Genomic DNA, 12,326 nt, shown 5'->3' with positions numbered 1-12,326 from the left:
AGGGGTGTTACAATGTTATTTACGGATGCCAAGCTGCTTAATGAGCGTACGGTATCCTTCAATATCTTTCTTCATGAGGTAGTTGAGCAAGCGACGACGCTTACCTACGAGCTTCAGAAGTCCGAGACGGGTTGAGTGATCTTTTTTATGCAGTTTCAGGTGAGCTGTAAGCCGGTTTATACGCTCGGTAAACAGCGCAATCTGACCTTCAACTGAACCCGTATCTTCGCCATTCTTGCCGTATTTTTCAAAAATAGCTTTTTTTTCTTCCTGAGAGATATTCATAATAAATGATGTATCCGCTTTAGATTAATAGCATGCTAAAGTAGAAACTTTAACTGTAAGCTTCCTAAGATAAGGTTTTAAACAGTTGTATGCAATCGGCTTTATCCTGATGAAGCTGCGCACGTAAAGCGTCAAGACCATCAAATTTTTTCTCATCCCGGATCTTATCATAGAAACGCACCCTTAGCTGTCTGCCGTAGATGTCGTCAAAAAAGTCGAACATATTTACTTCAATCCGCAGCTCCTTTGAATTGGTCACCGTTGGTCGAATCCCAATATTGAGCATGCCCTTATACACTTTGTCATCAAGAAGCACTTCAACAGCATACACTCCTTTTCGCGGGATAACCTTCCGGGTTTCTTCAATTTTTAGGTTTGCAGTCGGAAAACCGAGCATACGCCCCTTTTTATCACCGTGCACGACCATTCCGCTCAGCGGATAAGGGCGTCCGAGCATGGTTCGGGCAAGTTTAACATCACCTTCATCAACCAGTGCTTTACGAATCAGGGTTGAGCTTACCGTGTGATGCGCAACTTCATGGGCCTGAATTAGATGGACGTTATAGCCAAGCGCCGGGGAAAGCTGCTCAACCGTTTTGATCGTGCCTTCGCGGTTTTTCCCAAACTGATGGTCATACCCAATGATGAATTCGGCAATGCCGATTTTGCGGAACAGTATGTCTTTGATGAATTCTTCAGAGCTAAGCAAAGAAAAATCACGGTCAAACGGAATCACGACCATCTGATCAACCCCTGACTGATGCAGAATTTCGGCTCGTTCCTCAAGGGTTGTGAGCAAGCCTACGGTATTGTGCCCGCCATGCAGCACCTCCCGTGGATGCGGATTAAACGTCACCAGCACACTTCTGCCATTAATTTCGCGTGCTTTTTCAACAAGTTTACTAATCAGCGTACGATGCCCGAGGTGCACACCATCAAATGTACCAACTGTGATGGCGGTCGCCGGGTTGTGAATTACATCATCAAGATAAGTTAATGAGGTCATCTGCATTAAATCGGGATACGAGTTCTGAGGCAGTTAAAGCATTATGAACCATATACGGGCCGGTTCGGGTTCGCCGAAGTGCTGTTAAATGTGCACGGCTGCCCAGCGCTATTCCCAAATCGTGCGCAAGACTCCGGATATAGGTCCCTTTTCCGCAATGAATTTGGAGGCGCGCCTGTGCAGTTTCAGCGTCGTAGTCTTCCAGCCTGACTTCATGAATCATTACTTCACGGTCTTTGCGCGCCACCTCAACCCCTTTGCGGGCCAGTTTGTAGAGGCGCTGCCCCTTCACTTTAATTGCGGAGTACATGGGCGGCTGTTGCCAGATGAGGCCGGTGAATTTTGTTTGGAGGCAGTCGCGTATCATTTCCGGCGTGATATGCGCTGCGGGCGCTGTTATATCGGGCGGTGTTTCAGCGTCGTAACTTGGCGTAGAAGCCCCAAACTGAACCAATGCCTCATAGCATTTTTCTCCGTCCTGCACTACAGAGACAGATTTCGTTGCCCTTCCGGTACAAATAACGAGCAATCCGGTCGCCATGGGATCAAGCGTACCGGCATGTCCGACTTTTTTTATGCCAATGAGTCGGCGAACGAGACCAACAACGCGAAAGCTGCTCCACGCAGCTGGCTTGTCCAACAAAAACACCGCCCCTGATGAAAAATCATGTCCACGGAGCGTTTCAGGATCCGTTTGCCGGTCAGCAAGAAAAAAGCTTCCCGGATCAGCCGGCTGTTTCGGGCTTTGAATCACCAGGTGTCAGGAGTTTTCATCTTCAGGAGGCGCCTGCGGGATGTCTTTTACCTTGCGGAACAGGTTCTCCATTTTGCTCGCATATTCAGCGGTTTCATCCCGGAAAAACTCTATATCCGGCATTTTCCTTAGCTGATGACGCATAAGAGAAGAAAGCTCTGCTCTGATCGCACTCTTTTTTTCAGACAACATCTGATACACAGATTCTTCTGCACCGCTGCTGTCGATCACGCTTACAAAGACCCTCGCAATGGAGAGGTCGGGTGTCATTTTTACATTGGTGATGGTAATAATATTGTTATGCTGATACCCAAGTAAGATCTTACTCAGGTCCTGCTTGATAACAGACGCAACACGCTCAGTTCTTATGCTCATAATTCAAATGTTTCAGAAATCCGGGTGAAATCAGTTTGCGGTGTCAAGGGTACGTTTGGTCTCAACCATTTCGTAACCTTCAATGACGTCGCCAACTTTGATATCGTTGAAATTTTTGATACCGATACCACACTCGTAACCGGCACTGACTTCACGTGCATCATCTTTGAAGCGTTTGAGCGATGAAATCTCACCAGTGAAAATGACAATCCCTTCGCGAATCAGGCGTACGCGGGTATTTCTCGTGATTTTGCCTTCGGTTACATAGCAACCCGCTATGGTTCCGACTCCGGGTACTTTAAAGGTATCGCGGACATCCACAGAGGCAGTAATTTTCTCACTGATATCCGGCGAAAGCATACCTTCGAGGGCATCCCGTACAAGGTCAACCGCTTCGTAAATAATGCTGAAGAGGCGTACATCAATTTCTTCTTTTTCAGCAAGCTTCCGCGCATTCGCGGTTGGGCGAACCTGGAATCCGATGATAATCGCATTGGAGGCCGTAGCAAGAAGTACATCCGTTTCACTAATCGCACCAACTCCGGTGTGAATAATGTTCACGATTACTTCATCGGTGCTGAGCTTCTGCAATGCACCGGAGAGCGCCTCGATAGAACCATCAACATCACCTTTTATAATGATATTGAGCTCGGAAACACTGCCCGCAGACATCCGCCGTGCGAACTCATCAAGACTCATGTGCTTGACTTTGCGAAGTTCCTGCTCACGCTTAATCTGCTGCCGCTTGAGCGCAATGTTTTTGGCCGTCTTCTCTTCGTCGGTCACATTAAACTTATCGCCGGCCTGCGGCTGTCCGTCGAAGCCTGTAAGCTGTATGGGCGTTGCCGGACCCGCTGTTTCAATTCGCTGTCCGCGTTCATTTTCCATGGCACGCACGCGACCGTAGTGATTACCGGCTACGAAGGTGTCGCCGACATTCAGTTTACCTTTCAGGATGAGGACGTTGGCCACAACACCCTTACCGCGATCGAGCTTGGTTTCAAGCACGATTCCGGTCGCATTTCTGTCAGGGTTGGCTTTGAGTTCAAGCAACTCAGCTTCTATCAGTACTTTCTCAAGGAGCTCGTCAATGCCCTGTCCGGTTTTTGCCGAAACTTTGGCGCACTGCACGCTTCCGCCGTAATCTTCCACGAGTACATTATGCTCGGAAAGCTGCTGCATAATTTTATCGGTATTGGCGCCTTCTTTATCAACCTTATTTAAGGCTACGACAAGTGATACGCCAGCGGCCTGTGCGTGGTTGATGGCTTCAATGGTTTGGGGCATTACAGAATCATCAGCTGCCACAACCAAAATTACGATATCCGTAACCTGTGCACCCCGTGCCCGCATAGCGGTAAAAGCTTCGTGACCGGGAGTATCAAGGAATGTGATTTTACGGTCGTCATCAAGTACAACCGCATACGCACCAATGTGCTGCGTAATACCGCCGGCTTCGCCTTCGGCAACTTTTGACTTTTTGATAAAGTCAAGCAAGGAAGTTTTACCGTGATCTACGTGACCCATTACCGTAACAATCGGTGCGCGGGGTCTGAGATCCTCTTCGGCATCTTCCTCTTCTTCAAAAATTTCTTCCGCTACCGCATCTGCATCTACGAAGCGGATTTCCTTCTCGTACTCATCGGCAATCAGCTCAATGGTTTCAGACTCAAGGCGCTGATTGATGGATACCATCAGGCCCATATTCATGCAGCTTGTAATAACCTGTGTCGGGCTGATATCGAACAGCTGTGCAAGATCACTTACCGTGATGTACTCGGTAACTTCGATTACGGCCTGCTGCTCTTCCTGCATCATCGCTTCAAGCTCACGCTTTTCAGCCATTTGGTCACGTTTTTCGCGACGACGCTTCTGACGCTGCTTGCCTTTGCCTCCCTGTACGGCCGCCATGGTTTCACGTACTTTCTTCTCAGCTTCTTTTTCGGAAATTTCGGGGGTTACGGCCTTTTTGCGGGTTCTTTTCTTCTTGCGTTTAGCAGAAGTATCTGCAGTATCATCAGCTGGCGTTGTGGCTTTGGGACGTTTTTTAGGCTGCGGCGTATCCTCCGTTTGCTGTTCGGCTTTTACGCGCTTGCGCTTTTTCCTGCGCTTACGGGTTGAGCCGTCGTCATCAGCCTTATCTGTGCCTACATTAATGGTGCCCAGGACTTTGGTTCCTTTCAGACGGTTTTTATCCCTTGCACGAATGGTTTCTTCTTCTGACTCCGCTTCATCAACCGTGTCAGTGTCAGTATCAGCCTTAACATCTTCTTTGGCCTTGGGAGTCTCTTTAGCGGGTGTCTTGGGGCCATCTTCGGAATCGGTCTTATCGACAGAAGGCACTTCCGCGACCGCTTTACCTTCCGCTTCGGCCGTTATTTCGGGCTTGGGTGCGCTATCTTCCGTTGCATCGGCTTTTTCCCCTGTCTGATCTTTAGCTGGAACCGCTTCGGTTTTGACTTCGGCAGGTTTAGGTTCGGACTTAGGCTCGGGCATAACTTCTTTAGCCGCAGGCTTTTCCTCTTCCTGAACCGGCTCAGGCGTTGGCGTCGGCTCTTGCTTAGCGGGTTCCGGCTGAAGCTTGGGTTCCTGTGGCTTCAGTTGCGGTTCAGGTGTTGGTGCTGGTTTCGGTTCCGCTGGCTTTGGCGGAAGCGGATCAAGTTTTGGCTCCTCAGGGGTAAGAAGAGAATCAACGGAAACGGAGCGGGAAGCTGCACTTTCCTTTTTTTCGCGCGCCTGCCCGAGTTCCTGATGCCGGGCTTTGTCGGTGCTGTATAATGATTCGAGCGCCGCGTACATTTCGGGCGTAATTTTAGCATTAGGCTTGTTATCAACCTTAAACTCATGCTTTGCTAACGCCTCGACAATGGTCTGTGTCGCGACATTGAACTCTTGTGCTACTTTGAATAAACGCTTGGGCTTGGCACCGTTCGACATACAATAAACTTACTGAATTATAAATTACTTTAAATTAACTCATCTTCATCAAACTCATCACGAATTATCTTGAAGATATTTTTGGCGCTGTATTCATCGATACGCCCGTTGGTTCGGCGTACGAGTTCAGCCGGGTTGAGCCGCAATACCGCACGGGCACTGTCACACCCTATTTCATAGAGCACATCAACTACATCCATCCCGAAGTCTTCTTCAAATTCCGAAATTTCAATATCGTCTTCATAGTCCGTTTCGCGGTAAACATCAATCTCACAGCCGGTCAGCGCACTGGCCAACTTGATGTTGACGCCGCCTTTTCCAATAGCTTTAGAGACCTGGTCGGCAGGCACGTTAACTTTGGCATGATTTCCGGCTGCATTCAGGTCAACGGACAAAACACGGGCGGGCTGAAGCGCACGCTTAATGAATTCTATTTTATCCGTCGTGAAATTAATGACATCAATGTTCTCATTACACAGCTCACGAACAATGGAATGAATGCGGATGCCCTTCATACCTACACAGGCACCAACAGCATCAACACGCTCATCATTAGAAACTACAGCTACCTTAGAGCGGTCACCAGGTTCACGCACAACCTTTTTAATATCGATGATTCCATCGTAAACTTCCGGAATTTCGTTTTCGAACAGGCGCTCCAAAAAGGCAGGTGAGGTTCGTGATACGATGATGCTCAGATTTCCATTGTCGAGCTTAACATCTTCAATCACACAGCGGATGGTATCGCCCTTGCGGTATCTGTCTTTGGGAATTTGCTGGCTTTTGGGCATAACAAGCTCGGTGCTGTTATGGTTGATCAGTATATCGCGCGCGCGAATCTGATACACATCGCCCAATACAATTTCCCCTATTCTTTCGGTGTATTCCTGATACAGCTTCTCTTTTTCAATTTCACGAATGCGCTGCGCGAGGGTCTGCCGTGCAGTCAGTACCGACCGGCGCCCAAAATCTGTAATGAAAATTTCCTGTGCATACTCATCAAACAGCTCAAGATCGGGATCAAGCTTCGTTGCTTCTGAAAATTTGATTTCAGTAGCTTCGTTGGTCAGTTCTTCATCAGGCACAACTTCGCGCGTGTGAAACATCTGAATATCACCGCGATCCGGGTTCAGAATAATTTCGAAAGCTTCATCAGAGCCGTACTTTCTGCGGATCATTGAGCGAAAGACTTCCTCAAGGATAGTCATGAGCATATCTTTGCCAATATTTTTTTCTCTGGCAATTTCAGCGAAGTACTGAATAATAAGTTTGCTTTCTTCGTTTGACATGGTTTTCTCCGGAATACGTATCTCTTAGAAAGACGGAATGATTTTGGTTTCGATGATGTGCCCGAAGCGTATCACAGCTTCTTTTTTTTGCATTTGCAGGATGATGTGATCATCATCAACCTGCTTAAGCTGCCCTTCTGTTACCACAACTTCTGGCCCTTTCTCAGTTTCGGCCTGATGCTTTACCCTTGCCTTTCGGCCAATATTCAGGTAGTACTGACGCTGCAGTTTCAAAGGCCGGTCAAGCCCCGGTGATGAAACGTTGAGCGTAAAACGGTCGCCCAGCACTTCGTGTGCTTCAATAACGGTTTGCACCTGTCTGCTGATGAGCGCACAGTCGTCAAGCTTAATGCCACCGGAGTCGGACTCAATGTAAACCGACAAAGACGGTGCTCCGGAACTGCTTTTCAGCTCCAAATCCACCAAAAACACATCTTCCCGCGTTAGATTGCGCGTGATAAGACTGCGAATTTCATCAAGTTGTGAATCTTTTTGTAGCATTTATGTCAATGATTGTACGCTTTAAAACCGGCGCCATCCATCATCTTGTGTATCTGACAGATGGTGTACGGTCATTCTGTTAACAAATTCTGATAAAAAAAAAGTGAGTCCCGTTAGTGCGGGCTCACTTTCATACAGATTTTAAATATACGCTATTTTAGCTGCTTATACAAACACAACACACCGCCCCTTAGCGACCTAAAGATCTTTGACAAGCCCGGACATGCAACCTTTTTGCATTTTATAAGGCCGGATTAACGCAAACAATTCCTTAATTTTGCACCCATACTTCTTTATGTTTGCGGCATTCCCAATTAAGCAACTATCAAACTCCCTCTTAAAGCATGAAATACTTTTTCTTCCTGATAGGAATAGTCCTGTTCCTTAACGGCTGCGGAACCGATAATGAACAACAAACACCCGCGGCCTCTGCTGCACGGGTACTCGAGTTTCCGGCTACCGTTCATTTTAAAACGACTCCCGATTCCGAAGAGCCGTTAACAAGTGTGCGTGTTGCGGTTGCTGAGAGTAACATGGCGCGGCAACAGGGCCTGATGAACGTATATGAAATGCCGGAAGACGCGGGCATGATTTTTATTTTCGAGCGGCAGGAACCGCTCAGCTTCTGGATGGCAAACACCCCGCTTTCGCTTGACATGGTTTTTGCCAATGAAGATTTCGAGATAGTGCGTATCCATCAAAATACCACTCCCTTTTCACAGCAACAATATCCCTCCGTTGCACCCGCTCTGTATGTTGTGGAAGTACACGGGGGCTTTACAGCGGCCCACGATATTCAGGAAGGGCACTTTATAGAATTTGTCCGATAAAAACTGTTTCGGTACATCTGAAACCGACTGATTAACTATTCATCCTTATTCTGCATACGCTTTATGTCTGCGATACAACTCACAAATGTCAGGAAGAGCTACCCTGACCCTTCAACAGGTCAGCGGGTTCCGATTTTAGACATTCCGGCATTTACATTGCCTACCGGAAAACACCTGGCCGTCCGGGGTACATCCGGTTCGGGAAAAACTACGCTGCTACACTGCATAAGCGGCATGACCCTGCCTGATTCGGGATCTGTTTCCGTTTCCGGCACAGATATTACGCGTCTCAGCGAATCGGATCGCGACCGTTTTCGGGCCAACAACATAGGCTACATTTTTCAGTCTTTCAATCTGCTGGATGGCTTCACCGCGCTTGAAAATGTTCAGCTTGGGATGCAGTTTGCCGATAAAAAGAAACCCGTATCCCGCGCAAAGGATCTGTTAAACAGCGTTGGCCTGAGCGGGCGGCTGCATAACCGGCCTTCACAGCTTTCGGTAGGTCAGCAACAGCGGGTTTGCATCGCACGTGCACTCGCCAACGACCCGGATATTATCCTGGCAGATGAGCCAACCGGTTCCCTTGATCCCAAAACCTCCGCCGAAGTCCTTTCCCTGATTAAAGAGCTGACTGCCGGCAAAACACTCATATTAGTCAGCCATGAAACCGAAGTTTTGGCACAGTTTGAAACAACCATTGACCTAAGCGAACTCAATGAGGTAGTTAGCGCATGAATCCTCTGAAGATTGTTTTCAAAAACATGCGGCTTCGGCTGCTCAGTAGTGTACTGACGATCGCTTCCGTAGCACTTGCAGCTTCACTTGTAATCGCCGTGCAAACATTAGAAAGAGAAACGGAACAAGGCTACACCCAAACTTCGGTTGGCTTTGATGTTATTCTTGCTGCACCCGGAAGCCGGATGCAAACCACCCTCAACACCATCTATCACCTGGAAACCTCTACCGGTGTAATTCCCGGCGCGGTTTACCAAACAGCACTCCGCGACGGCCGCATTGAGCGCGCTTTTCCTGTTTTTGTCGGCGACAATTACCGCGGCGTCCGCATTGTAGGTACATCCGCAGCCTTTATAGCCGAAGGTGAACCGCGAACTGGTCAGCCGTTCCAAATGGCAGAAGGCCGTAACTTCGAGCGACCCTTTGAAGCCGTAATCGGGAGCAATGCTGCCCGGCGTCTGGGAATCGGCATCGGACATACGTTTTACATGACCCATGGGGTAAGCGAACTCGATGATGAAGACGCAGAACCACACGTGCATGAAGAGTACGAACTCGTTATTACCGGCATTCTTGAACCGAGCCGTACAGCGCATGACAATGTGATATTTACAAGCATCTTCAGCGCCTACGAAGTGCATTATCACGCACATGGGCACGATCATGAGCATGAACACGGACACGGACACGAGCACGAGCATGAACACGAAAACGGACACGGACACGGACATGATCATGATCACGAGCATGACCATGACCATGAGCACGAGCACGAGCACGGGCACGGGCACGACGCTCATGCGAACGGGCATGACCATGATCACCGGCACAGACATCATCACGCTGAAGCAAATACTGCACAGCTCGAAGAGATGGTAGCCCGACTCAGCCGGCAGTTCCCGCTCCCGCTTGATGAATATGAGAGCCGGGTGAGCCGCCTCGATGCGGTTCTGCTGAAGTTTGGCAATCAGGCTGCCGCCCTGCAGCTCACCGGCATGATCAATATGCCGACGCCCGAAAATCCGCTCATTGCCAGAAATATGATGCGCGATCCTTTCTTCGCTTACAAAGACGAGCTGATGGCCGTAGTACCTGCCATTCAGATTCAGGAACTGATGAGCATTATCGGAAATGCAGAACAGGTCCTCCGCTATGTCGGCTGGCTCGTTTTCATTGTGGCCCTCTTCGGAGTTCTTGTTGCCATCTATAATACAATGGAAGACAGACGACGCGACATTGCCATCATGCGGTCGCTTGGGGCAAGCCGCGGAACGGTTCTCACCCTGATTTTACTTGAAGCGGGCATTATCGTCGGTATCGGATGTATTGCGGGTCTCGCCGGTGGCATGGCCATTGTGGCAGCGGTTGCCCCATTCCTTGCTGAAACCGGCGGAATCATTGTTTCAGCCTATGCAATACACGGCTCACATTTCGTTACCTTGCTTTCTTTTCTTATGCTTGGCATATTGGCCGGCATTATTCCGGCATTAAAAGCCTACCGTACCGATGTGGTGCGTAATCTTGCTCCCTAAACTTATCTACAATCCTTTTTGATTATGACTACCGCTTCCTATTCTTTGAGCTTCACGGCAGTACTGACTGCCGTAATTTTGGTCCTCTTCATGCTCCGAACAGACGCCTCCGCCTTCAAAGGCAGCCCTGAAGCGGAACATGGTACCGTCACTTCAGAAGCTCCCAGAGTCATGTTCAGCGACTTTCGCAAGTATCAGATTCACCGGCAAAACGCTGAAATTCCCGAAGATCTGAAAGCCCTCGATGGTCAGGAGATTTCGGTAATCGGCTATATGGTCCCCTTCGACCGCATTGAAAATATCACGCAGTTTATATTGCTGCAGGCACCATTTATGGGGTGTATGCACGTGCCGCCGCCACAGGCAAATGAAACCCTGATGATTGAAACTGCAAGGCCGCTTTCAACCTACACCTATGAACCGCTCCGGGTTACCGGCACTCTCAATATTGATGAAGTTTTTGTGGAAGGATTTCTGGTGAGTGTGTACACCATCACAAATGCGCGGGTAAGCTCCGGCAGCTCCTCAGATGTAGAGCTTGACGGCCTGCCGGATAACTTTCATTTCTACGGAGATTTGTAAAGCGAAAGACAAACCGTTTAATACACAAAAGCCCGTTCCGGAACTGCCAAGTAAGCCGGAACGGGCTTTTTTTTTGTTACAAATAAAAAGTTACGGTTCGCTCGCTTTTACCGTCGCCTGCCAGCTGATGACCTGCCACTGACCTTCTTCCTGCATGAGTATTCCGGAATTCAGGAAGCGGCTTTCCGTCTCTCCGTCCGTGGCTACAAGGGTAAAATGCAGAACGGCAAGGTTTTCAACAAACCGGATGTGTACCTCTTCAGCGTGGTAAAACAGCTCCGGCTCGGTGTCGGATGGCAGCGGGTTTAAGCCCGACATCAGATCCGCTTTTCCGAACCGGATGCCGGCGGATGAAGTATAGATCAGCGACTCGTGCCAGAAGCGGTCATGAATTTCAGCATCAGAGCGTGCAGCGCCTTCCAGGAACTGATCCAAAAGGGACGCTATTTCAGCCGAAGCTGCATCAGAATCTGAAATCGGTTGCGCCTGAATAGAGTCTGTTTTATTTAACGACAGCAAAAGCGCGAGCGGAAAGAGTACTGCAGTAAGACTTCTCATGGGCGTGTTGTAACGGGTTAGATTTGCATTCAATCAATGCCCGCTAACATACCCTATGTTAAGGACATCTGAAACTGATCAGATGTAACATATTCCGATTTGAGAAGGCTGAACACCAGTTTATCTGCATACTTTCCATTTTTGACCGCGTGCTCCCGGAGCGTGCCTTCTTTTGTGAATTCAAGATTAGTCAGAATTCTGATCCACTTATCATTAAAATCGAATGCGGCTGAAGACACCTTATTCATTCCCATTTCATCAAAACAGTAGCGTACGGCTTCACGAAAGGCCGCTGTACCGTAACCCTGATTCTGATAATCTCTTTCAGCAATGGTACACTCAATAATGCAGCGCTTGTTGATGTGGTCTATCCCATGTATATCGACAATCCCAATCAGCTTCTGATCGCCTTCATGATGAATCTCAAGAATCAGACTGCCGCTATTCGGATCGTCCATCATTTCCTGTAATCGTCTGCAAAAAAGCGACAACGGCTCACGGTCAAGCGGGAAATCTGAATCGAAATAATTGAGTTCGGGGTCATTGTTCCACGTGTGGTGGGTTTTAATATTTCCCATATCCACGGGACGGATACGTATCATACTTTTAGATAGGTTAATTTCATATTGGGGTTGTTTGAAGTTAAAGCTGTGAAACGCGAAAATCCATATCAACACACCAAAAAAGCGCTTTTTTAGGTAAAATGAAAGAATACAAAAACTTAGGGGTCTACATCGGGAGAATGAAACTGTAAGCCTGTTCTGTTAAACGCTGAAGTGTTGAAGAACCTGACACCATAAACAGCCTTCTGATGCTGCAAGACGCTTTTCTAACATATAAATCACTGAAATTGAGTCCTTATTTTTCCTAATTACAATTATTTCAATATTTTCAGAATGCAAATGATTAAAGGCTCTTCATTGTTGTCTGAACAAGTATTTC

At 48.2% G+C, this 12,326-nt stretch carries 13 protein-coding genes; 4 read left to right on the top strand and 9 right to left on the bottom strand.

What is annotated here, in order from left to right; genetic code table 11:
* Window positions 1-15 precede the first annotated feature (15 nt).
* The 7 genes from rpsO to CYPRO_RS08360 form a co-directional block, all read right to left on the bottom strand.
* Window positions 16-285, bottom strand: a complete 270-nt coding sequence (gene rpsO, locus CYPRO_RS08390) for a 30S ribosomal protein S15 (protein WP_114984190.1) — start codon at window positions 283-285, stop codon at window positions 16-18.
* Window positions 286-349: 64 nt separating this feature from the next.
* On the bottom strand, window positions 350-1,291 hold the full coding sequence (locus CYPRO_RS08385) for a bifunctional riboflavin kinase/FAD synthetase (RefSeq protein WP_114984189.1): 942 nt from the start codon (window positions 1,289-1,291) through the stop codon (window positions 350-352).
* Entirely contained in the window at window positions 1,269-1,940 is a 672-nt protein-coding gene (gene truB / locus CYPRO_RS08380) for a tRNA pseudouridine(55) synthase TruB (protein ID WP_114985740.1), read from the bottom strand. The genes CYPRO_RS08385 and truB overlap by 23 nt, the downstream gene beginning before the upstream one ends.
* A 111-nt stretch (window positions 1,941-2,051) precedes the next feature.
* Complete coding sequence (gene rbfA, locus CYPRO_RS08375; protein WP_114984188.1) at window positions 2,052-2,420, bottom strand: 30S ribosome-binding factor RbfA; 369 nt, start codon at window positions 2,418-2,420, stop codon at window positions 2,052-2,054.
* A 30-nt stretch (window positions 2,421-2,450) separates the two neighbouring features.
* A complete protein-coding gene (infB, locus tag CYPRO_RS08370; protein ID WP_114984187.1) occupies window positions 2,451-5,357 on the bottom strand; it encodes a translation initiation factor IF-2 in 2,907 nt (968 codons plus the stop codon).
* 29 nt (window positions 5,358-5,386) lie between these two features.
* Window positions 5,387-6,646: a transcription termination factor NusA gene (gene nusA / locus CYPRO_RS08365; protein ID WP_114984186.1), complete on the bottom strand. Its 1,260-nt coding sequence runs from the start codon at window positions 6,644-6,646 to the stop codon at window positions 5,387-5,389.
* A gap of 24 nt (window positions 6,647-6,670) precedes the next feature.
* Complete coding sequence (locus tag CYPRO_RS08360; protein ID WP_114984185.1) at window positions 6,671-7,147, bottom strand: ribosome maturation factor RimP; 477 nt, start codon at window positions 7,145-7,147, stop codon at window positions 6,671-6,673.
* A 344-nt stretch (window positions 7,148-7,491) separates the two neighbouring features.
* Between CYPRO_RS08360 and CYPRO_RS08355 the strand changes: the two genes are divergently transcribed.
* The 4 genes from CYPRO_RS08355 to CYPRO_RS08340 all read left to right on the top strand — a co-directional run bounded on the left by CYPRO_RS08355 (window position 7,492) and on the right by CYPRO_RS08340 (window position 10,826).
* A complete protein-coding gene (locus tag CYPRO_RS08355; protein WP_114984184.1) occupies window positions 7,492-7,977 on the top strand; it encodes a DUF192 domain-containing protein in 486 nt (161 codons plus the stop codon).
* A gap of 63 nt (window positions 7,978-8,040) precedes the next feature.
* Window positions 8,041-8,712, top strand: coding sequence for an ABC transporter ATP-binding protein (locus CYPRO_RS08350; RefSeq protein ID WP_114984183.1), 672 nt, complete (start codon window positions 8,041-8,043; stop codon window positions 8,710-8,712).
* On the top strand, window positions 8,709-10,244 hold the full coding sequence (locus tag CYPRO_RS08345) for an ABC transporter permease (protein ID WP_114984182.1): 1,536 nt from the start codon (window positions 8,709-8,711) through the stop codon (window positions 10,242-10,244). Before CYPRO_RS08350 ends, CYPRO_RS08345 begins: the two co-directional genes overlap by 4 nt.
* A 24-nt stretch (window positions 10,245-10,268) precedes the next feature.
* Entirely contained in the window at window positions 10,269-10,826 is a 558-nt protein-coding gene (locus CYPRO_RS08340; protein ID WP_114984181.1) for a DUF3299 domain-containing protein, read from the top strand.
* A 90-nt stretch (window positions 10,827-10,916) separates the two neighbouring features.
* On the opposite strand, the gene CYPRO_RS08335 is transcribed toward CYPRO_RS08340, so the two are convergent.
* Together CYPRO_RS08335 and CYPRO_RS08330 are read right to left on the bottom strand one after the other, a co-directional pair.
* On the bottom strand, window positions 10,917-11,384 hold the full coding sequence (locus tag CYPRO_RS08335) for a nuclear transport factor 2 family protein (protein WP_114984180.1): 468 nt from the start codon (window positions 11,382-11,384) through the stop codon (window positions 10,917-10,919).
* Window positions 11,385-11,437: 53 nt separating this feature from the next.
* Window positions 11,438-11,986, bottom strand: coding sequence for a GNAT family N-acetyltransferase (locus CYPRO_RS08330; protein WP_114984179.1), 549 nt, complete (start codon window positions 11,984-11,986; stop codon window positions 11,438-11,440).
* Window positions 11,987-12,326: the final 340 nt, after the last annotated feature.

This window comes from Cyclonatronum proteinivorum (genome assembly GCF_003353065.1).
Taxonomy (GTDB): domain Bacteria; phylum Bacteroidota; class Rhodothermia; order Balneolales; family Cyclonatronaceae; genus Cyclonatronum; species Cyclonatronum proteinivorum.
Note: the sequence above shows the minus strand (reverse complement) of the source record. Positions and strands in the feature narration are given on the sequence as shown.